Source organism: Rhodococcus sp. NPDC058505 (genome assembly GCF_042720095.1).
GTDB lineage: Bacteria > Actinomycetota > Actinomycetes > Mycobacteriales > Mycobacteriaceae > Rhodococcus_G.
This window is the reverse complement of record NZ_JBHXNB010000020.1, coordinates 36,572-57,301: the sequence shown is the minus strand read 5'-3', so window position 1 is coordinate 57,301 and position 20,730 is coordinate 36,572. Positions and strand designations below refer to the sequence as shown.

Sequence of the window (20,730 nt, the reverse complement as noted above, 5' to 3'; positions counted from 1 at the left end):
GATCCGCCGCTGTCAGGCGGGCGGCAGGCCGAGGGTGCGGTAGCGGGCGATGCGCGTCGCGTAGCGGTGCTCCGCGGGAAGCGCGGTGAGGGTGGCGAGTTCGCGGGCGATCGCCTCCCCGACCCGCTTCGAGAATCCGATCGGCTCGTCCGCTGCGTCCGGGAGTTCCGGGATCACCGCGTCGATCACGCCGTCCCGGAGCAGGTCCCGGGACCGGATGCCTTGCGCCTCGGCCATTCTCGGGGCGTGACCGGTGTCGCGGTGCACGATCGCGCTCGCCCCCTCCGGGGGGAGCGGCGCGAGCCAGCCGTGCTGTGCGGCGAGCACCCGATCGGCGGGCAGCAGGGCGAGCGCGCCACCCCCGGTGCCCTGGCCGAGCAGCACCGACACCGTCGGGGTGTCCAGGGTGACGAGATCGGCGAGGCAGCGCGCGATCTCGGGTGCCAGCCCCCGTTCCTCCGCCTCCCTGGACAGGGACGCACCGAGGGTGTCGATCACCGACACCAGCGGGATGCCCAGCTCCCCGGCCAGTTTCATCGCCCGACGCGCCTCGCGCAGCGCGCCGGGGCCCATCGTGGTCTCGGGGGACTGGCCGCTGCGGTCCTGCCCGAACAGCACGCACGGCTGCCCCCGGAATCTGGCCAGGGACACCAGCACCGTGGTGTCGGTCTCGCCTTGGCCGGTCCCGGACAGCGGCACCTGTTCGGTCGCCGCGTACCGGAGCAGCTGCCGGATGCCGGGTCGGTCCGCCCGCCGCGACAGCATCACCGACTGCCAGGCGGGAACGTCGGGGAGCTCGGCGCGGGCTGGCTGCTCGTCGACGAAGGGGTCCGTCTCCCCGGTCATCACCCGCAGCGCGCGATGCACGAGGTGCCGCAACCATTTTGGCGCGACCACACCGTCGATGACGCCGTTCGCGTACAGGTTCTCCGCGGTCTGCACCCCCGCCGGGAACTCCTCCCCGTACAGGGCTCGGTAGACGCGGGGGCCGAGGAACCCGACCAGGGCGCCCGGTTCGGCGACGGTGACGTGCCCGAGCGACCCCCACGACGCGAATACCCCGCCGGTGGTCGGGTTGCGCAGATACACCAGGTACGGCAGTCCCGCGGTCTTGTGCACCGTGATCGCGGCGGCAATCTTCACCATCTGCACGAACGCGAGCGTGCCCTCCTGCATCCGGGTTCCGCCCGAGGTCGGGGAGGCTAGCAGCGGCAACCCCTCGGCCGTGGCGCGTTCGACCGCGGTGACGATGCGTTCGGCTGCGGCGACACCGATCGACCCGGCGAGGAACCCGAACTCGCACGCGATCACCGCGACCCGGCGTCCGCGGACCGTGCCCTCACCGGTGAGCACCGACTCGTCGAGTCCCGTCTTCGCCCGGGCGGCGGCCAGGTCGGCGCGGTAGCCCGCGTCGGCGGCCACCTCGACCGGTGCGGTATCCCAGGATCGGTAGCTGTCGGCGTCGAGCACCAGGTCGAGCACGTCGGGTGCGGACAGTCGCGCGGGCATGTCCGGAGCCTACTTCGCCGGGGTCTACCGTCCGAACGCTTCCCGCCAGGAGACCGTCTTGCCGACCCGCAGGATCGAGCGCTGATAGATCTTCGCGGCGATGAACGATGCGGCGCCGGTCGCGGCCAGCATGATGACGATGGTTCCGATCACCTGGCCGGGGCTCGCGACCCCCGCCGCGATCCGCAGCGGCATCAGGATCGCGGAGAACGGCGGGATCCAGCTCAGCACGGTGCTCAGTGTGCCGTCGGGGTTGCCGACCGCGGAGAACGCGGCGAAGAACATCGCCATGATCAGCAGCATCAGCGGCATCGCCGTCGAGTTGACGTCCTCCTGCCGGGAGACCATCGACCCGGCCGCCGCGTAGAGCACCGCGAAGAACGCGAACCCGAGAACGAACCAGCCGAGCGTGGACGCGAACACGGCCAGCGCGGTACCGGTGACGGTGATCAGTCCGGTCGCCAGTCCCGCCGTGACACCGGCGATGCCGTACGCGGTCAGCTGCACCAGGCCGACGGCCCCGATCCCGATGATCTTGCCCCACAACAGCTGCAGCGGACGCAGCGTCGAGAGCAACAGTTCGACGACGCGGCTGGACTTCTCCTCGACGACCCCCATCGCGACGTACATGCCGAAACCGAGGATCTGCATGTACAGCAGGGCGATGGCGGTGACGGACAGCACGACGCGCTGCCCCTTCTCCGGGTCGGGGGGATCGATCGGGTCGACGGTGACGACCGCGGCGGCGGTGGCGTCGCCGAGCCGCGCCAGGTCGACACCCTGCTCCTCGAGGGCGCGTTGCTGCGCCTGCCCGGCGACGGCGACGTCGAGGACGGTCCGCAGTCCGGTGTCGAGCTCGGATTCGGTGACCGCGACGGCGGATCCGTCGGCGGCCGCGATCAGCGCGACGTCCAGGTCGCCTGCCATGACCCGGTCCCGCGCGGTCCGCTCATCGGGGATCGAGGTGACCTCGACCGCGGTCCCGGACTGATCGCCGGTGGCCTCGAGCAGGGCGCCGAGTGCCGGCGCTCCGACGAGACCGATTGTGGCCCGGTCGGGTTCGTCGTCTCCGGAGAAGATCGACACACCGACGATGCCGCCGACGATGGCGAGCAGGATGACCAGGTTGCTGATCAGGAAGCTCTTCTTACGCACCTGGGTGTGAAATTCACGCCGGGCGACCAGGGTGACGGCCCGCGCATTGCCCAGCGACGGGTGTTGGGGAGCCTGCGTCGGGGCGCTCATCCGGCGACCACCTCTCGGAACAGTTCGGTCAGGGACGGTCGATGCCGGGAGAATTCGTGCACCGGGCCGGTGTTCAGCGCGGCGGCAAGCACGCCCTGGTCGTCGACCCCGGGATCGAGTGCCAGCACCGTGCGCCCGTCGGTGCGGTCGAGCGTGCGGACCCCGGCCAGGTGGTCGCTCCACCCGTCGGGTGCCGCCGGGGCGTGCACGAGCAGCTGGGTGCCTGCCCCGCCGCGCAGCTCGTCCACCGTGCCGAGGGCGCGCATCCGGCCGGAGGCGATGATGCCGACCCGGTGGCAGAGACGCTGCACCAGGTCCAGCTGATGGCTCGAGAAGATAACCGGGACACCGGTGTTCGCCTTCTCGACCAGAGTTTCGCTCATCACGTCGACGGCGACTGGGTCGAGCCCGGAGAAGGGCTCGTCGAGCACCAGCACCGCCGGGTCGTGGACCAGGGCGGCGGCCAGCTGCACGCGCTGCTGGTTGCCGAGGCTGAGGGAGTCGACGGTGTCGCCGAGCCGATGGTCGATGCCGAGGCGTTCGGTCCAGCGGGCGACCGCGGCACGGGCCCCGCTCCGGGACAGGCCGTGCAGCTCGGCGAGATAGGTCAGCTGCTCGCCGACCTTCATCTTCGGATACAGTCCCCGCTCCTCGGGCATGTAGCCGATGGTGCGCCGCACGTCGAGGTCCACCGGGCGGCCACCGAGGCTGACGCTTCCCCCGTCCGCGGTCAGCACCCCGAGGATGATCCGCATCGTGGTGGTCTTGCCTGCCCCGTTGGAGCCGACGAACCCGAAGATCTCACCGGGATTGACCTCGAAGCTCAGGTCGTCGAGGGCGGTCACGTCCCCGTAGCGTTTCGAGACGTGTTCGATGGCAAGGGTGTTTCCGCTCACGGTGTCTCCTGGCGGTCGTGTGGTGTGCGGTCATCGGGTGTGCGGTCGAGTTCGCTGTCGGAGTCCGGGTCGGGCCGCGTCCAGGCGAGGATCATGGTCGGTGAGCAGCCCCCGATCAGCAGGCTGGTGAGGGTGAGCAGGCCCCCGGTGTAGGCCATCGTGGTGTGGTCGCCGCCGGTGATCACGCTTCCCACGATCAGGTAGGTGAGCGGAATCGCCATGAACCACTGGGTGACACTCAGTCCGATGGACCGGGCAGCGTTGCGCTGCTGCGCCTCCCACTCGTCGAGCGCACCGGCAGGCGCGTCACCGAGTTGGCCGGCGACGATCGCGATCGAGATCCAGATCGGGAAGAACAGCAGGCAGGCCGGGAGCCAGAGCAGCGGGGCCATGGTGAAGAAGTGGCACAGGACGCCCACCAGGTACATGATCGCGAAGGCGGCGCAGAGGGCGAGCACGAGGAGTCGTCGTCGGTGCCGGGTCCGCCAGTTCGGCAGCATCGTCTGCCACTTCTCCGAGTTCGCGAGGAAGCGTCTCGTCCGGTACGCCTGATCCCGCTCGATCAGGGTCGCCTCAGGCGCCACGGCCTTCTCCTTCCGTCGTGTCGCGCCGGTAGTACTCGGCCGACAGCGGGGTGAATTCGGTCCGGGAGAACACCGCCTCGATCGGCAGCGCGAACACCTCGCAGATGCGCAGTGCCAGGTCGAGGCTCGGGTAGTGGTCCCCGCGTTCGAGGGCTCCCACGGTCTGGGGGTTGACCTCGATCAGCGTCGCGAGCTGGGCGCGGCTGAGTGAGCGCTCGGCGCGCAGCACCGCAATGCGGTTGAAGATCGGTCGGGCTTCCCCGCGACGCACCGGACTCATGCACTGCAGTGTTGGGAAAACACAACAGCCTGTCAAGTTTTTCCGCATTTTCGGCGTGGCGCGCAGTGCCCGTGTCCACGCCGCAACGCCTGTGTGCACACCCCGAGTGCCGCGTGCACACGGGGGTTCGGCGCGCATTACCCGTGTGCTGGCTCCACAACCTGTGTGCACGCTCCAGTACCCGTGTGCACGCTCCAGTACCCGTGTGCACGCCGCAACGCGTGTGTGCACACCCCGAGTGCCGCGTGCACACGGGGGTTCGGCGCGCATTACCCGTGTGCACGCTCCAGTACCCGTGTGCACAGGGGTTTGGCGGCGGGGGGAGCGGGGCGCGGGCCGCCTATTCCTCGGTCAGCCGTCCGCCGTCCATCCGCCACCGACGGGTGCTGCGCATCGTGTCCAACATCCGCCGGTCGTGGGTGACGAGCAGCAGCGTCCCGGTGTACGAGTCCATCGCCTGCTCGAGCTGCTCGATCGCGGGCAGGTCGAGGTGGTTGGTCGGCTCGTCGAGCACGAGCAGGTTCACCCCGCGGGCCTGCAGCAGGGCGAGGGCTGCCCTGGTGCGCTCGCCGGGCGACAGCGAGTCCGCGGGACGCAGCACGTGCTGTCCGCGGAGGCCGAACTTCGCGAGCAGGGTCCGCACGTCGGCATCGGGCCAGTCGGGCACCTGCGCACCGAACGCGGCCACCAGCGGCTCGCCGCCCTCGAACAGTCCGCGCGCCTGGTCCACCTCGCCGACCGCGACACCGGAACCCAACGTCGCGGTGCCCTCGTCCGGCGCGAGCCTGCCGAGCAGCACGCCGAGCAGTGTCGACTTGCCGGAGCCGTTCGGTCCGGTGACGAGAATGCGGTCACCCCACTCGATCTGGGCATGAATCGGGCCGAGTTGGAACGTTTCACGGTGAACCACCGCGCCGGTCAGCGTCGCGACGACCGCACCGCTGCGCGGCGCGTCCGCGATCTCCATCCGCAGCTCCCACTCCTTGCGGGGCTCCTCGACCACCTCGAGCCGCTCGATGCGGCGTTGCGTCTGCCGGGCCTTCGCGGCCTGCTTCTCGGTGGACTCGGCGCGCGCCTTGCGTCCCATCTTGTCGGAGTCGGCGCCCTTCGCCTTCCGTCGGGTGTTGCGGACGCCGTGCTCAAGCCAGTTGCGTTGCATCTGGGCGCGCGACTCGAGCCCGGCCTTGGTGTCCGCGTACTCCTCGTAGCGCTCCCGCGCGTGCCTGCGGGCGACGGCCCGCTCGGCAAGGTACGACTCGTAGCCGCCGTCGTACACCGCGATCTGTTGCTGGGCGAGGTCGAGCTCGACGATGCCGGTGACGGTGCGCGCCAGGAACTCTCGATCGTGACTGACCACCACCACGCCGGTGCGGGTCTCGGCAACGAACCGCTCCAGGCGCTCCAGGCCGTCCAGGTCCAGATCGTTGGTCGGCTCGTCGAGCAGCAGGACGTCGTACCGCGACAGCAGCAGCGCCGCCAGCCCGGCGCGGGCGGCCTGCCCGCCGGACAGGGCGGTCATCTCGGCGTCCAGTCCCGCGGTGAGGCCGAGGTCGTCGAGGATTTGTCCGGACCGCTCGTGCAGGTCGGCGCCACCGAGCCCGAGCCAATGTTCCAGCGCGTGCGCGTACCGGTCGTCGCCGCCCGGCTCGGTCAGCGTTTCGGCGGCGGCGTTCATCTCCGTCTCGGCGTCGGTGACGCCGGTGCGGCGACCGAGGTACGCCTCGACGGTCTCGCCGGGGATCCGCTCGGGTTCCTGCACGAGGTGGCCGACGGTCGCGTCCGGCGGGCTGAGGGAGACGGTGCCCTCGACGTCGGCGGTGGTGTCGCCGGAGAGGATGGACAGCAGGGTGGACTTGCCCGCACCGTTCGCGCCGACCAGGCCGATCACGTCCCCGGGTGCGACCACGAGATCGAGCCCGGTGAACAGGGTGCGGTCGCCGCGGGCGGCGGAGACGTCGTCGGCGTGCAGGGTGGCGCTCATGGGGGGATTGTCTCAACCGCCGCCCCGACGGGAACAAACCGGCAGGCCCGGGACGTTCGCCCAGCATGACCTCTGTGCATCCGGTACCGAACGTGACCCTCTCCGACGGCAACGTCGTTCCCCAGGTCGGGTTCGGGGTCTGGCAGGTCCCCGACGACGACACCTACACGGCGGTGACCAGCGCGCTGAGCATCGGCTACCGGAGCATCGACACCGCGGCGATCTACGGCAACGAGGTCGGCACCGGCCGTGCGATCGCCTCGTCCGGGATCCCGCGCGACGAGTTGTTCGTGACCACCAAGTTGTGGAACAACGCCGCGCAGCCGTGGACCCGGGACGGCGTGTTCTTCGAGTTCGAGGCGTCCCTCGACCGGCTCGGCCTCGACCATGTCGACCTCTACCTGATCCACTGGCCGCGTCCGATGCGGGACGACTACCGCGCCATCTGGCGGGCGTTCACCGAGCTGAAGTCGGACGGCAGGGCCCGGTCCATCGGTGTCTCCAACTTTCAGCCAGCACAGCTGCGCACGATCATCGACGACACCGGCGTGGTACCGGTGGTCAACCAGGTGGAGGTCCATCCCGACTTCGCGCAGGCGGAGCTGCGGGCGGTGCACGCCGAGCTCGGCATCGTGACCGAGGCGTGGTCGCCGCTCGGGCAGGGCAAGGGCCTGCTCGATGACCCCGTGCTCGCCCGGATCGCGGAGAAGCACCAGCGGTCGACGGCGCAGGTCGTGTTGCGCTGGCATCTGCAACTCGGCACCGTCGTCATCCCGAAGTCGGTGACCCCCTACCGCATTCGGCAGAACATCGAGTTGTTCGACTTCGAGCTGGACGCGGATGACCTCGCGGTGATCGCGGGGTTGGACGCGGGCAACCGCCTCGGCGGCGATCCCGCCACCTTCGACATGGGATAGCCTGAACAGGTATTTCTGATCACGATTCGGCATTCCGTGCACGGAGATTCCACAGATTCCGCACAGTCGGCTAACTCGGAGCCATCGGCGATGCGGGCCGGTCCCGGTGCGGCGACAATCCGAGTCGTGACATGAGTCGACCGGCGCACCGACACCACGGTGCCGGTCGACTTCGGCAAACGTAGGGGATGGTGGGGATGCGGACGGAAACCGGCTCGACGGCAGTGGCGCGGCAGGAGGGGGCGGCGGCGACGCCGACGCGGCCTCGCCGGTCCGCGGCTCGGCCCGGCACGACCACGCCCGTCGCCCCGCCCGGTGTGCAGGCCCCGATGCAACCACGGGTGCCCGCCCGATCGAGCACCCGCACGCCAACCCGGCCGCCGGTCTGGGCGCTGGTGCCGGGAGCTCAGTTCGCGGGTGACCGCTATCGACTGCTCGAACGGTGCGGCGGGAGCACCGGCGTCGCGTTCTGGCGAGCCCATGACACCGTCCTCGCCAGGGACGTCGCCCTCACCGTCGTCGAGGCGCGGGAATCGTCCGCTGCCGGGTTCCTCGATCGCACCGGCTGGTTGTGCCGTACCGGTGACGGTGCGCAGCCGCGGCCGGGTCGCACCGAGGCGGTGCCCGCCGTCCTCGACATGTTCGAGGCCGACGGCTGCGCCGTTGTGGTGTCCCAGTGGAAGCAGAGCCACGCGCTTGGCCTGGTCAGGGTCGGCCGGCCCGCGGACGCGGCCGAATCGGTGGCCCTGCTCGCCGGGGTGGTGCGCGACGCCAACCGCGCGGGGGTGTGCATCGGGATCGACCATCCGAGCCGGATCCGGGTGGACGCCGACGGCGTCGCCTACCTGGCGTTCCCCGGGGTCCCCGCGCAGGCAACGCCGCGCGACGACGTGCGCGGACTCGGCAACGTCCTGTCCGAACTGCTCACCGGCATGCACCACACGGGCACCGGAAGACCGCTCTCCCCGAGCGCGGTGCGCCCCGACGTGTCCCCGGCGCTGTCCGGCCTGATCGTCGATGCCGTCGGGTCGGGCGACCTGGGCGCGGACCGGGTGGTGCAGGTGCTGGACGAGGTGATCGCCGCCGCCCCCGCGGTGCCGGCCGCGCCGGAGGCGACCGCGGACCACCCCGGCGCGGAATCGGAGGCCGAGCCCGGAACCGGGGACGCGCGGACCCCCCTGGCGACCTGGGGGCCGTACCTGGCGGGCGGTGTGCTGCTGATCGTCCTCGCGACCGTCGGCTGGTTCGTCGGGGTCTCCCTGATCTGACGCGCCCGACCCGGCCCGGTCGTGGCGTGTCGCCCGGGTGTTCCGCTCGCACAGGCTATGGTCGGGCAAACATTCTGGGGCAGGGGAACGGACGGGTGCACGGGGAGAACGTCGGAGCGTTGACCGAACGCTTCGCCGGCGGCATCAGCATGGCCGGGCGGGACGGCCTCGACACCCTGTCCGGGATGTGCCGCTTCAGCGCCGACGACCCGTCGACGTTCGCGGCGACGATGATTTCCGTCGATCTGGGATCCGTCCGGGTGAACCGGATGCGCTCGACCGCCGTCGCCGGGGTGCGGGGATCGGGGCAGCTCCACGACCCCATGTCGGGCTACGTCGCCGTCGCCTGCATTCTGGCGGGTTCCATTGTGCTGGAACAGAATCAGTCAGTTCATCGGGTGAATGAGGGCGATGCGCTGTGCGTCGACTTCGGGCGGCCGCTCGCCATCGACATCGCCGAGGGGAGTGACCTCGTCTTCGCCTACCTGCCGCGACCGCTGGTGCTGTCCCGGTCCGTCGACCCGCGTCGGTTCGGTGGCGCCGCGCTGCCGGGTTCGGTGACCGGCGCCGTCCTCGCCGGGATGCTGGGCCCGCTGACCGCACGCCGCATGCACCCGGGCGAGGTGGCGCTGATCGAGCACGCGGTCGTGGACCTCGCCGTCGCGGTGCTGCGGGAGGCGCACCCGTTCCGCGGGCAACCCGAGGACGGGGCGTCGGGTCTGCGTTCGCGCGTGCACGAGGTCATCGAGCAGAACTTCACCGACCCGGCGTTCAGCGTCGAGCAGGTGGCGGCCACCGTCAACGTCAGCAGTCGCTACCTGCACAAGGTGATGGAGTCGGAGGAGCAGTCGGTGTACGGGCTGATCCGGCGGCGCCGCGTCCGCTGCGGCGTCGACCTGCTCGCCGACCCGTCGCTGTCGGGACTGTCAATCGGGCAGATCGCCCGCCGTAGCGGCTTCGCTGGGCTGAGTCAGTTCGGGCGCGCGGTCCGTGCGGTCACCGGCACGTCGCCGAGGGAGCTGCGCCGGCGCGCGACCGGCACCGGATGACCCCTGTGCACACGGGTGGTGCGGCGTGCGCGGGGGTTTTCGGCGGGTAGCGGGGGTGTGGGTGCGCGGACACCCGTGTGCACACGGGGGGTGCCGGGGCGCGGGCGGTCGTCAGGTTCCGGTCAGGTGCGCGATCAGTTCCCGCGCCGCGGCCCTGCCGCCGCGGTTCGCGCCGATCGTGGACGCGGACGGCCCGTAGCCGAGCAGGTGCACCCGGGGGTCGGCGGCGACCTGGGTGGCCAGCCGCCCGGTCATCGTGATCCCGCCGCCGGGGCCGCGCAGCCGCAGCGGTGCCAGGTGGTCGAGTGAACTGCGAAACCCGGTGCACCACAGGATGACATCGACCTTCTCCTCGGTTCCGTCGGCCCACCGCACCCCGTCGGGGGTGATCTCGCTGAACATCGGCAGCCGGTCCAGTGCGCCACGGTCGCGGGCCGCACGCAGGGCCGGGGTCAGCGGCAGACCCGTCACCGACACCACCGATCCGGGTGGCAGCCCGCGCCGCACCCGGTCCTCGACGACCGCGACGGCGGCCCGCCCCTCGCCGCCGGTGAACGGGGTGTCCCGGAACCGCGGTGGCCTGCGGGTCACCCAGGTCGTTGTGGTGACACGGGAGATCTCGTCCAGCAGTTGCACCGCGGAGATCCCGCCCCCGACGACGAGCACGTGGCTGCCGGTGAACTCGTCCGCGGTCCGGTAGTCACGGGTGTGCAGCATTCGGCCGCGGAACGTCTCGGTGCCCGGATACCGCGGCACGAACGGTCGTTCCCAGGTGCCGGTGGCGTTGATGATGCCGCGCGCGGTCACCGCACCGCCGTCGGTCTCGACGGTCAGCGGCCCGGTCCGGTCGCCGTGGTCGCACACCACCCGGGTGTGCACCGGGCGATGCACGGGCAGGGCGAACCGGCGCTCGTACTCGGCGTAGTAGCGCGGGACCGCCTCGGCGGCCTCGACCTGCTCCGGGGGCGCCGCGTCGAGGACGTCGGTGAACGGCATGCCGGGCAGGTCGTGGACCCGGTTGACGGTGCTCAGCGTCAGCGACGGCCAGCGGAACTGCCACGCGCCGCCCGGCCCCGGCGCGTGGTCGACGATCGCGAACCGGATGCCCGCGGGCGCGCCAAGCCTGCGCAGGTAATAACCCGCGGACAGCCCGGACTGGCCCGCGCCGATCACCACGACATCCACGGACTCCAACATGCTGGCAACCTCCCAGGTCATGACGGTACGGTCACCATCATGATCGGGACCAGCCGGGACGGCGACGTGGTGACCATCGAGTTGCAGCGGGACGAGCGGCGCAACGCCCTCAACACCGAGTTGTGTGTGCTCCTTCGGGACGCCGTCGACGAGGCCGTCGGGCAGGGCGCCCGGGTGCTCGTCCTGACCGGCAGGGGGAGCGCCTTCTGCGCGGGCGCGGACCTGTCCGGCGACGTCTATGCCGACGGGTTCACCGACACGCTGCTCGAGATGCTGCACACCATCGACTCCGTGCCGATCCCGGTGATCGCCGCGGTCAACGGTCCCGCGGTCGGCGCGGGCACCCAGCTGGCACTGGCCTCCGACCTGCGGGTGGTCGCGCCCGGATCGTTCTTCGCGGTGCCCGCGGTGAAGCTGGGCATCTCGGTGGACTCCTGGACGGTCCGGCGGCTCGTCTCGCTGGTCGGTGGCGGGCCCGCGCGCACGGTGCTGCTCGGCGCCGAACAGATCGACGCCGAGCAGGCACTCGGATTCGGGTTGGCCAACAAGATCGGCGACCTCGCCGACGCGCAGGAGTGGGCCAAGCGGATCGCCGCGCTGGCGCCCCTGTCGCTGCGGCACCTCAAGCTCGTCCTCAACGACGACGGCACGCAGGACGATCCGACACCGGAACAGCTCGAGGCCCTGCACGCGGCCTGGTCGAGCGAGGACATGCTCGAGGCGTCCCGGGCTCGGCAGGAGAAGCGCACCCCGACCTTCCGGGGACGCTGACGTGCGGGCGCGGGGAATGGTCGTCGCGACGCTCGCGGCGGTCGGTGCGGCGGCGCTGGCGCGTGCGGCGTGGGGTATCCCGGGCCAGATCGGCGCGTCGGCGGCCGCGATCGCGCCGCGGGCGGTCGGGTCGGCGCGGTACCGGGACAACAGGTTTCACAACACCGATCCGAGCGTTCCGCTGGCCCGTGGCGACGAGTCCAGCCTGTGGTCCTCGGTGCTGACCCGGCGTCGGCTCGGGCGTCCGCGCCAGCCGATCCCGCTCGCGACGCCGCTCGCCCCGGCCGAGGCCGCGGAGCTGGCGGTCACCTGGTTCGGGCATTCGAGCGCCGTCGTCGAGATCGACGGGTACCGGGTGCTGACGGATCCGGTGTGGAGCCATCGGGTGTCGCCGTCCCCGCTGGTCGGCCCCGCCCGGCTGCACCCGGCCCCGGTCGATGTCGCCGCGCTGCCGCCGGTCGACGCGGTGCTCGTCTCGCACGACCACTACGACCACCTCGACAAGGCGACCGTCCTGTCGCTGCTGCGCACCCAGAGCGCACCGTTCGTGGTGCCCAAGGGAATCGGCGCGCACCTGCGGCACTGGCGGGTGCCGGAGGAGCGGATTGTCGAACTGGACTGGGACGAGCAGGCCACGATCGGGGACCTGGTGCTCACCTGCACGGAGGCGCGGCACTTCTCCGGGCGCGGCCTGCGCCGCAACACCACGCTGTGGTCGTCGTGGGTGGTGCGGGGACCGAACCACGCGGTGTTCTTCGGCGGCGACACCGGGTACACGCCGCGGTTCGCCGAGATCGGGCGGCGGCACGGCCCGTTCGACCTGACCCTGCTCCCGGTCGGAGCGTACGACGAGCACTGGCCGGACGTGCACATGAACCCGGAGGAGGCGGTGCGCATGCACACCGACCTCGGGCGGGGATCGGCCGCGGCGGGGGTGCTGGTTCCGGTGCACTGGGCGACCTTCAACCTGGCGTTCCATCCGTGGGCGGAGCCGATCACCCGGCTGCTGGCCGCCGCCGACCCGGCGGGCGTCACGGTCCGGGTGCCGATGCCCGGGCAGCGGATCGATGTGCTCCGCCCGGGGACTCAGCGGCACTGGTGGTTGCGGCTCGCGTAGGGGCCTGCGGAGGTGATTCGCGGTCCATCGGGAGCCGTCACGTCGCCGGGTTGTCCCGTGGGCCGCGACGTGCCCTGGTCGGCAGCGGATTTCACCGTCGCGGTGAGTAATCTGACGGGATGGCCAACGACGAGACCCGCGGCGTCGACACCCTCTCGCCGGGCGAGATGGATGTCCGGACGGGGCTGACCTCCGATCAGGTCGCGCAGCGCCGCGCGGACGGCAGGACCAACGACGTCCCGAGCCGGGCCAGCCGCTCGGTCAGGGACATCGTCCGGGCCAACGTGTTCACCCGCATCAACGCGATCCTCGGTGTGCTCCTGGTGATCGTGCTGTCGACCGGCTCGGTGATCGACGGCATGTTCGGGCTGCTGATCGTCGCGAACAGCGCGATCGGCATCATCCAGGAGGTGCGCGCGAAGCGGACCCTGGACAAGCTGGCGATCGTCAGCCAGTCCCGGCCGGTGGTGCGGCGGGACGGTGCCACCGCGGCGGTGTCCCCGAGCGAGGTGGTGCTCGACGACGTGATCGAGCTCGGGTCCGGCGACCAGGTGGTGGTCGACGGGGTGGTCGTCGAGGGCGAGGCACTCGATGTCGACGAGTCGCTGCTCACCGGTGAGGCGGATCCGGTGCACAAGAGGCCCGGCGACCAGGTGCTGTCCGGCAGCTTCGTGGCCTCCGGCAGCGGCGCCTACCGTGCCACCAAGGTCGGCCGCGACGCGTACGCGGCCAAACTCGCGGCGGAGGCCAGCAAGTTCACCCTGGTCCACTCGGAGCTGCGCAGCGGCGTCGACAAGATCCTCAAGGTCATCACCTACATGATGATTCCGGCGGGGGTGCTGATCGTCTACAACCAGCTGTTCGTCAGCGAGCAGGACCTCGGGGGCGCGCTGAACGGCATGGTCGCCGCCCTGGTCCCGATGGTGCCGGAGGGGCTGGTGCTGATGACGTCGCTGGCGTTCGCGGTCGGCGTCATCCGGCTTGGCCGCAGGCAGTGCCTGGTGCAGGAACTGCCCGCGATCGAGGGACTCGCGCGCGTCGACGTGGTGTGCGCGGACAAGACCGGCACCCTCACCGAGAACGGCATGCGGCTGTCCGAGCTGCGGCTGCTGACGGCGGACGATCCCGGCGGTACCGAGGCCCGGCTGCGGGACGCGCTTGCCGCGCAGGCCGCCGACGATCCGCGGCCGAACGCGAGCGTGCTGGCGATCGCGGAGGCATACGACCACGACCCCGGGTGGACCACGACCGCGGTGGCGCCGTTCTCGTCGGCGAAGAAGTGGAGCGGAAACTCGTACGGCCCCAACGGCAACTGGGTGCTCGGCGCCCCCGACGTGTTGCTCGACCCGGAGTCGTCGGCGGCACGGACCGCGGAGGAGATCGGGGCGGGCGGGCTGCGGGTGCTGCTGCTCGGCGAGAGTGACCGCGCCGTCGACGCCCCCGACGCGCCCGGGGTCGTCACGCCGCGCGCCCTGGTGGTCCTCGAGCAGCGGGTGCGACCCGACGCCGCCGACACCCTCGCGTACTTCGCGGAGCAGAAGGTCGAGGTCAAGGTCATTTCCGGCGACAACGCCGTGTCCGTCGGGGCGGTCGCGCAGTCGCTGGGGCTGCCCGGAGGGGACCGCGCGGTCGATGCCCGCGAGCTGCCCTCGGATCGGGAGTCGCTCGCCGAGGTCCTTGACACCGCGACCACCTTCGGGCGGGTCCGGCCCGATCAGAAGCGGGAGATGGTCGGCGCCCTTCAGTCGCGCGGGCACACGGTTGCGATGACCGGCGACGGGGTCAACGACGTGCTCGCGCTCAAGGACGCGGACATCGGTGTCTCGATGGGATCCGGCAGCCCCGCCACCCGAGCGGTCGCGCAGATCGTGCTGCTGGACAACAGTTTCGCGACGCTCCCGTACGTGGTCGGTGAGGGTCGCCGGGTGATCGGCAACATCGAGCGGGTGTCGAACCTGTTCCTCACCAAGACGGTGTACTCGGTGCTGCTTGCCCTGCTCGTCGGCCTGTCCGGGGTGGCATCGGAACTGTTCGACTTCGAGCCGATGCCGTACCCGTTCCTGCCGCGGCACGTGACGATCGCGGCCTGGTTCACGATCGGTATCCCCGCGTTCATCCTGTCCCTCGCGCCGAACAACGAGCGGGCCCGCACCGGCTTCGTGCCGCGGGTGATGCGGTTCGCGATCCCGTCCGGTCTGGTGGTCGGGATCTGCACCTTCGTCGCCTACGCGCTCGTCTACGCGGGCCCCGACCAGACCGAGACGCAGCAGGTGCAGGCGGGCACCACCGCGCTGATCACGCTGATCACGATCGCGCTGTGGGTGCTGGCGATCGTCGCCCGCCCGTACGTGTGGTGGAAGGTCATGCTGATCGTCGGGTCCGCGCTCGGCTACGTGGTGCTGTTCGCGCTCCCGTTCGCGCGGGAGTTCTTCAAGCTCGACCCGTCGAACGTGGCGGCGACGACGACCGCGTTCGTGTGCGGCGGCGTGGGGATCGTGCTCGTCGAGGTCGGGTGGTGGGTGTCCGGACGCCTGCATGGCGAACACCGCAGGCTGTTCTCGCTGCCCGAACAGCCCGGCGAGAAGGCGGCGCGCTGACACGCCGCACCCGGCTGCACTGTGGCGGGTGCCGGGGAAAGCTGTGAGACTGGGAAAGGTACAAACCGGAACCGCGATGCGGGACCCGGACCGATCTTTTCAGTGGTGCCCTGAACCGGCATCGGAGTGAGGAGCGACAATGAGCTTGGTCGACACGTTGAAGGGCCTGTTCGGGAAGGGCCAGCAGTACGCGGCCGAGAACGCGGACAAGGTCGAGGGCGCCATCGACAAGGCGGGCGACTTCATCGACCAGAAGACCGGCGGCAAGTACGCCGAGCACGTCGACAAGGCGCAGGACGCCGCGAAGAAGGTCATCCCGAAGGATGCGCCGCCCGCGGGTGACGCCAAGTAGCACCCGACGACACCCGCCGCAGGAGCGTCATGCCCGACCGAACACCGCGCGCCGAACGCCGCGTGGATCTGCTGTTCGACAAGGACTGCGGCTTCTGCGTGTGGAGTGTGGGGTGGCTGCACCGGCTCGATCGCCGCGGCCGGGTCACCGCAACGCCCCTGCACGCACCGGGCGCCGTCGAGCGCTTCGGGGTGAGCGTCGATCAGGCGCTTGAGCAGGCCTGGGCGGTGGACTGGCGTGGGGACCGGCACCACGGCGCCGGTGCGATCAATGCCGCCCTCTCCGGGGTGCTCGGTACCCGAATTCCCCTGCGGGTGTACCGGATTCCGGGGATCAGGCAGGTGCAGGACCGGCTGTACCGCCTGGTCGCGCGGAACCGGCACCGGCTGCCCGGCAGCGGCGGCAGCTGCGCCATCGAGTAGTCCGGGCTGCGCGCCCCCGCACGACGGGCACCCGACCCCACGGTCGCCAGCGGTGGCGGCCGGCGGAATGCCGGCCTCCACCGCTGGCGCGGTATCCGTTACGCCACGCGCAGTTCCAGCTCCCCGTCGGTGACGTCGACGGCGACCCGGGCGCCCTCGCCGATCAGGTCGTCGATGAGCAGGTCGGCGACCCGGTCGTCGACCACCCGCTGGATGGACCGGCGCAGCGGCCGGGCCCCGAACTCGGGCTGGTGCCCGTGCTCGGCGATCCAGTCGACGGCGGCGTCACTGAACGTGATACCGATGCCCCTGTCCGCCAACCGCTTCCGGCTGTCGTCCAGCATCAGATCGGTGATCCGGTGCAGCTGGTCGGCGGCCAGCCTGCGGAACACGACGATCTCGTCGATCCGGTTGAGGAACTCCGGACGCATCGACTCCCGCAGCCGTGCCAGCACCCGGTCCCGCAGCGGCTTTTCGGCCGCGGCCGGATCGCCGGTGAGGAAGCCGAGCGCCCCGCCCTTGCTGGAGATCAGGTCGGACCCGAGGTTGCTGGTCATGATCACCACGGTGTTGGTGAAGTCCACCGTGCGGCCGTGACCGTCGGTGAGCCTGCCGTCGTCGAGCACCTGCAGCAGGGTGTTGAACAGGTCCGGGTGCGCCTTCTCCACCTCGTCGAGCAGGATCACCGAGTACGGGTTGCGCCGCACCTGCTCGGTGAGCTGACCCGCCTCGTCGTAGCCGACGTACCCGGGAGGGGCGCCGAGCAGCCGCGAGACGGTATGCCGCTCACCGAATTCGCTCATGTCGAAGCGGATCATCTTGTCCTCGTCCCCGAACAGGGACGCGGCGAGGGCCTTCGCCAGTTCGGTCTTGCCGACACCGGTCGGGCCGAGGAACAGGAAGCTGCCGACCGGGCGGTTCGGGTCGCCCATCCCGGCCCGGGAGCGGCGCACCGCCCGCGCGACCGCGCGGACCGCGTCGTCCTGGCCGACAACCCGGCGGTGCAGTTCGTCCTCGAGCCCCCGCAGTCGGTCCTTCTCTTCCTGCGTCATCCGGCTGGCGGGGATGCCGGTCGCCCGGGCGACGACCTCCGCGATCAGTTCCGCCGTCACCTCGGGGGTGTCGGGGGACGCGGTGGTGTCGACGCCGGCGATCCGGTTCTGCAGCTGCGTGATCCGGTCGCGCAGCTGCGATGCCGTCTCGTACTGCTCGGCGGCGACGGCCTGCTCCTTGCTCACCTCCAGTTGCGCGAGTTGGGATTTCAGTTCCTCGGCGTCCACCTTGGGGGAGCGCAGCGACAGCCGCGCGCCGGCCTGGTCGATCAGGTCGATCGCCTTGTCCGGCAGGAACCGGTCGCCGATGTAGCGATGCGAGAGTTCCACCGCGGCGATGATCGCGTCCTCGGCGTAGCGGACGCCGTGATGCTCCGCGAACCGCTCCTGCAGCCCGGTCAGGATCGTGATCGCGTCCTCGACGCTGGGCTCGTCGACGATCACCGGCTGGAAGCGGCGTTCGAGGGCGGGGTCCTTCTCGATGTGCTTGCGGTACTCGTCGAGCGTGGTGGCGCCGACCACGTGCAGGTCGCCGCGGGCCAGCTTCGGCTTGAGGATGTTGCCCGCGTCCATCGCGCCGTCCGCTCCCGCGCCGGCGCCCGCGATGGTGTGGATCTCGTCGATGAACACGATCAGGTCATCCCGGTGGGCGGTGATCTCGTCGACCAGCGTGGTCAGCCGCTCCTCGAAGTCGCCGCGGTAGCGGGTGCCGGAGACCAGCGATGACATCTCGATCTGGACGATCCGCTTGCCGTGCAGGCGGTCCGGGACGTCGCCGTCCACGATGCGCTGCGCCAGACCCTCCACGATCGCGGTCTTGCCGACACCGGCCTCGCCGATCAGGACCGGGTTGTTCTTGGTGCGGCGGGACAGGATCTCGACGGTCTGCTCGATCTCCAGTGCCCGGCCGATGACCGGGTCGATTTCACCGGCGCGGGCGCGGTCGGTGAGGTCGACGCCGTACTGGTCGAGCGTCGGGGTGTCGCTCGCCGACGCGTCCACGCCCGGCTGGCCCGCCCGGCGGGACGTCTCGGGGGTGATGCCCTGCTCGGCCAGCACCCGGCCGGCGGCGTGCCCGAGGTCGCCGGCGAACGCGAGGAACAGGTGCTCCGGGTCGATGTAGGTGGAGCCGAGGGTGCGCGCGAGCTGATGCGCCTCGAGCAGTGCCGCCTTGAGGGCGGGGCTCAGGGTGGGGGCCGCGACGGCGAACCCGACCGGGGTGCGGCCCTGCGGCAGCCGCGCCTCGGCCGCGTCGGCCAGTGCGGACGGATCCGCCCCGGCGCGCCGGATCAGGGCGCGCACGGGGTCACGGTCCGCCATCGCCCGCAGCACGTGCAGCGCATCGAGTTCGGCGTCGCCGCGGCCTGCGGCGTAGCGGGCGGCCGCGGACACGAGCTCCTGGGTGGACCGGCTCATGAGGCGGCCGATGTCGATGCGGCCGGGACCCTCGGGACCGAAGAATGCGGGCATTGACGACCCTCCTGAAAGTTGAGTGATTCTGACTCAACTAACGTGTCGCGGCTGTGATCAATTCCCGGTTCGGGTGATCGGCCTGTGATCCGCGCGACAGTCGCGCCGCCCCGGCACCCGCCGCCTGCCGTAGCGTGGCCGCATGACCGCGCCGCGCCCGCTCGACCGGCTCCGCGACCTGTGCCTCGCCCTGCCCGAGGCCACCGAGCGGCTCAGCCACGGCGAGCCATCCTGGTTTGTCCGCCGGGCCCCGCAGTTCGTCAGCTACGCGGACCGGCACCACGACGACCGGATCGCGTTCTGGGCCGCGGCCCCGGCGGGGGCGCAGCGGGACTGGGTGGCCCGGGACAGCGCCCGCTTCTTCGTCCCGCCGTATGTCGGCGGCCGCGGCTGGATCGGCGTGTACCTGGATGTCGGGCCGAACGGTGTTCCCACGCAGGCCGACTGGCGGGACATCGAGGACATCGTCGAGGACGCCTACCGGACGGTGGCGCCGGCAACGCTGCTCGCCCGACTCGACGCGTCCGACCGGTCCGAGGGCACGGGGCCGGGGGGAGCGCGCTGATGTCCGCCGCCGCCCTCGCGCTGCTGGTGGCCGCGGTCGTCGTCGTCCTCGCGGTGCTGCTGCTGCGTCGCCGCACCCGCCGGACCCTGACCACCCCGGAGGAACGCGCCGTGCACGCGACGCTGCATACCGCGTCGCTCGCGGCCCGCCCGCTGCGCCGCGGCCTCGACGCCACCTCCGCCGCCGAGGCCGCGCCGCACCTGCGCACCCTCACCTCCGCGGAGTCCCTCGCCCTCGCCGACCAGGACGGCGCACCCCTCGCCTGGAACGGACCGAACGAGCACCTCACCGGCCGCTTCGCCGCCGCGGCCCGGGCCGCGGCCGAGACCGGGCGGCGGGAACTGATCGCGCACCCCCACCCGGGGGTCCGGGCGCTGATCGTGCAGCCCCTCGTCGTCGAGGACGTCGGGGTGGTCGGGGTGATGGGGGTGCTCACCGCCGCCGAGCCGGGCCCGGGGATGCTCGGCGCGATCAGCGAGGTCGCCCGGTACGCGTGCAGCCAGATCGAACTCGCCGAACTCGACGCCTCCCGCGCCCGACTCGACCGCGCCGAGGTCCGCGCGTTGCGCGCGCAGATCAGCCCGCACTTCATCTACAACGCACTCAACACGGTTGCGTCGTTCGTGCGGACCGACCCGGACCGGGCGCGCGAGCTGATCCTCGAGTTCGCCGACTTCACCCGCTACTCCTTCCGCTCCGCAGGCGAGTACACGGTGCTGTCCGACGAACTCCGCAACATCGACCGCTACCTCACCCTCGAACGCGCCCGATTCGGCAGCGCCCTCGAGGTGCGGCTGCAGGTGGCACCCGAGGTGCTCGGGGTGGTGCTCCCGTTCCTCGCGCTGCAACCGCTGGTGGAGAACGCGGTGCGGCACGGCCTCGCCGGGCAGTCCCGCGGCACCGTCACCATCGTCGCCGCCGACGAGGGCACCGACTGCGTGATCAGCGTCGAGGACGACGGCGTCGGCATGGACCCGGAACTGCTCCGCTCCGGCTCGCTCGACGCCGTCGCGTCCGGGACCGGGGGGCCCGCCGCGAAGGAGTCCGCACACGTCGGGCTCGCGAACGTCGACGACCGGTTGCGGGCGGCGTTCGGCAACGACTACGGCCTGGTCGTGGAGACCGCGCCGGGGGCGGGGACCCGGGTGAGCATGCGGGTACCGAAGTTCCGTCCCGGCGTCCACGTCTGATCGCGCGCACCGGGTCGGGCGTGACGCACCCGGCCGGAGACCGACGTGGCACCATTGACCTGTTGTGACACAGACACCCGAAGGGGCCCCCGACACCCCGCTGACCGTGCTGGCCGTGGACGACGAGCGTCCGGCGCTCGACGAACTGGCCTACCTGCTGCGCGCCCAGGGCGACGTCGGGGAGATCCTCACCGCCGGGGACGCGACGACCGCCCTCCGGGTGATCAAGGACCGGCTCCGCATGGCCGCCGAGTGGACTCCCGGCGCA

At 71.4% G+C, this 20,730-nt stretch carries 18 protein-coding genes and 1 pseudogene; 11 read left to right on the top strand and 8 right to left on the bottom strand.

Going from position 1 to position 20,730, the window contains the following annotated elements; all coding sequences use genetic code 11:
- Positions 1–12: 12 nt before the first annotated feature.
- From ACFWPA_RS15340 to ACFWPA_RS15315, 6 genes are all read right to left on the bottom strand, one after another.
- Positions 13–1,509, bottom strand: a complete 1,497-nt coding sequence (locus tag ACFWPA_RS15340) for a carboxyl transferase domain-containing protein (RefSeq protein WP_378570781.1) — start codon at positions 1,507–1,509, stop codon at positions 13–15.
- 24 nt (positions 1,510–1,533) lie between these two features.
- The gene (locus ACFWPA_RS15335; RefSeq protein ID WP_378570779.1) at positions 1,534–2,754 is read right to left on the bottom strand and encodes an ABC transporter permease; all 1,221 of its coding nucleotides are present in this window, start codon (positions 2,752–2,754) and stop codon (positions 1,534–1,536) included.
- The gene (locus ACFWPA_RS15330) at positions 2,751–3,650 is read right to left on the bottom strand and encodes an ABC transporter ATP-binding protein (protein ID WP_378570777.1); all 900 of its coding nucleotides are present in this window, start codon (positions 3,648–3,650) and stop codon (positions 2,751–2,753) included. Before ACFWPA_RS15330 ends, ACFWPA_RS15335 begins: the two co-directional genes overlap by 4 nt.
- On the bottom strand, positions 3,647–4,234 hold the full coding sequence (locus ACFWPA_RS15325) for a hypothetical protein (protein ID WP_378570775.1): 588 nt from the start codon (positions 4,232–4,234) through the stop codon (positions 3,647–3,649). The genes ACFWPA_RS15330 and ACFWPA_RS15325 overlap by 4 nt, the downstream gene beginning before the upstream one ends.
- On the bottom strand, positions 4,224–4,514 hold the full coding sequence (locus ACFWPA_RS15320; RefSeq protein WP_378570773.1) for a helix-turn-helix transcriptional regulator: 291 nt from the start codon (positions 4,512–4,514) through the stop codon (positions 4,224–4,226). Before ACFWPA_RS15320 ends, ACFWPA_RS15325 begins: the two co-directional genes overlap by 11 nt.
- A 340-nt stretch (positions 4,515–4,854) precedes the next feature.
- The gene (locus tag ACFWPA_RS15315) at positions 4,855–6,495 is read right to left on the bottom strand and encodes an ABC-F family ATP-binding cassette domain-containing protein (RefSeq protein ID WP_378570771.1); all 1,641 of its coding nucleotides are present in this window, start codon (positions 6,493–6,495) and stop codon (positions 4,855–4,857) included.
- A 65-nt stretch (positions 6,496–6,560) separates the two neighbouring features.
- Between ACFWPA_RS15315 and ACFWPA_RS15310 the strand changes: the two genes are divergently transcribed.
- The 3 genes from ACFWPA_RS15310 (at position 6,561) to ACFWPA_RS15300 (ending at position 9,729) form a co-directional block, all read left to right on the top strand.
- Positions 6,561–7,412, top strand: a complete 852-nt coding sequence (locus ACFWPA_RS15310; RefSeq protein WP_378570769.1) for an aldo/keto reductase — start codon at positions 6,561–6,563, stop codon at positions 7,410–7,412.
- A 341-nt stretch (positions 7,413–7,753) separates the two neighbouring features.
- Complete coding sequence (locus ACFWPA_RS15305; RefSeq protein WP_378570767.1) at positions 7,754–8,680, top strand: hypothetical protein; 927 nt, start codon at positions 7,754–7,756, stop codon at positions 8,678–8,680.
- A 95-nt stretch (positions 8,681–8,775) separates the two neighbouring features.
- Positions 8,776–9,729: a helix-turn-helix domain-containing protein gene (locus ACFWPA_RS15300; protein WP_378570765.1), complete on the top strand. Its 954-nt coding sequence runs from the start codon at positions 8,776–8,778 to the stop codon at positions 9,727–9,729.
- Between the two features lie 111 nt (positions 9,730–9,840).
- Here ACFWPA_RS15300 and ACFWPA_RS15295 read toward each other — a convergent pair whose 3' ends face one another.
- A complete protein-coding gene (locus ACFWPA_RS15295; protein ID WP_378570802.1) occupies positions 9,841–10,926 on the bottom strand; it encodes an NAD(P)-binding domain-containing protein in 1,086 nt (361 codons plus the stop codon).
- A gap of 39 nt (positions 10,927–10,965) precedes the next feature.
- Here ACFWPA_RS15295 and ACFWPA_RS15290 point away from each other — a divergent pair, with 39 nt between their 5' ends.
- From ACFWPA_RS15290 to ACFWPA_RS15270, 5 genes are all read left to right on the top strand, one after another.
- Positions 10,966–11,697: an enoyl-CoA hydratase gene (locus ACFWPA_RS15290; RefSeq protein WP_378505524.1), complete on the top strand. Its 732-nt coding sequence runs from the start codon at positions 10,966–10,968 to the stop codon at positions 11,695–11,697.
- Between the two features lie 16 nt (positions 11,698–11,713).
- Positions 11,714–12,814: an MBL fold metallo-hydrolase gene (locus ACFWPA_RS15285; protein ID WP_378506025.1), complete on the top strand. Its 1,101-nt coding sequence runs from the start codon at positions 11,714–11,716 to the stop codon at positions 12,812–12,814.
- Positions 12,815–12,933: 119 nt separating this feature from the next.
- A complete protein-coding gene (locus ACFWPA_RS15280) occupies positions 12,934–15,411 on the top strand; it encodes an HAD-IC family P-type ATPase (protein ID WP_378570763.1) in 2,478 nt (825 codons plus the stop codon).
- A gap of 139 nt (positions 15,412–15,550) precedes the next feature.
- A complete protein-coding gene (locus ACFWPA_RS15275) occupies positions 15,551–15,763 on the top strand; it encodes an antitoxin (RefSeq protein ID WP_378505526.1) in 213 nt (70 codons plus the stop codon).
- 29 nt (positions 15,764–15,792) lie between these two features.
- A complete protein-coding gene (locus tag ACFWPA_RS15270) occupies positions 15,793–16,185 on the top strand; it encodes a thiol-disulfide oxidoreductase DCC family protein (protein ID WP_378505527.1) in 393 nt (130 codons plus the stop codon).
- A 98-nt stretch (positions 16,186–16,283) separates the two neighbouring features.
- On the opposite strand, the gene ACFWPA_RS15265 is transcribed toward ACFWPA_RS15270, so the two are convergent.
- Entirely contained in the window at positions 16,284–18,707 is a 2,424-nt protein-coding gene (locus ACFWPA_RS15265) for an ATP-dependent Clp protease ATP-binding subunit (protein WP_378570761.1), read from the bottom strand.
- Positions 18,708–18,849: 142 nt separating this feature from the next.
- Here ACFWPA_RS15265 and ACFWPA_RS15260 point away from each other — a divergent pair, with 142 nt between their 5' ends.
- From ACFWPA_RS15260 to ACFWPA_RS15250, 3 genes and pseudogenes are all read left to right on the top strand, one after another.
- Positions 18,850–19,272: an MmcQ/YjbR family DNA-binding protein gene (locus tag ACFWPA_RS15260; protein ID WP_378570759.1), complete on the top strand. Its 423-nt coding sequence runs from the start codon at positions 18,850–18,852 to the stop codon at positions 19,270–19,272.
- Complete coding sequence (locus ACFWPA_RS15255; protein ID WP_378570757.1) at positions 19,272–20,462, top strand: sensor histidine kinase; 1,191 nt, start codon at positions 19,272–19,274, stop codon at positions 20,460–20,462. Before ACFWPA_RS15260 ends, ACFWPA_RS15255 begins: the two co-directional genes overlap by 1 nt.
- 64 nt (positions 20,463–20,526) lie before the next feature.
- Positions 20,527–20,730 (top strand): annotated as a pseudogene (locus tag ACFWPA_RS15250) (hypothetical protein); the annotation flags it as partial.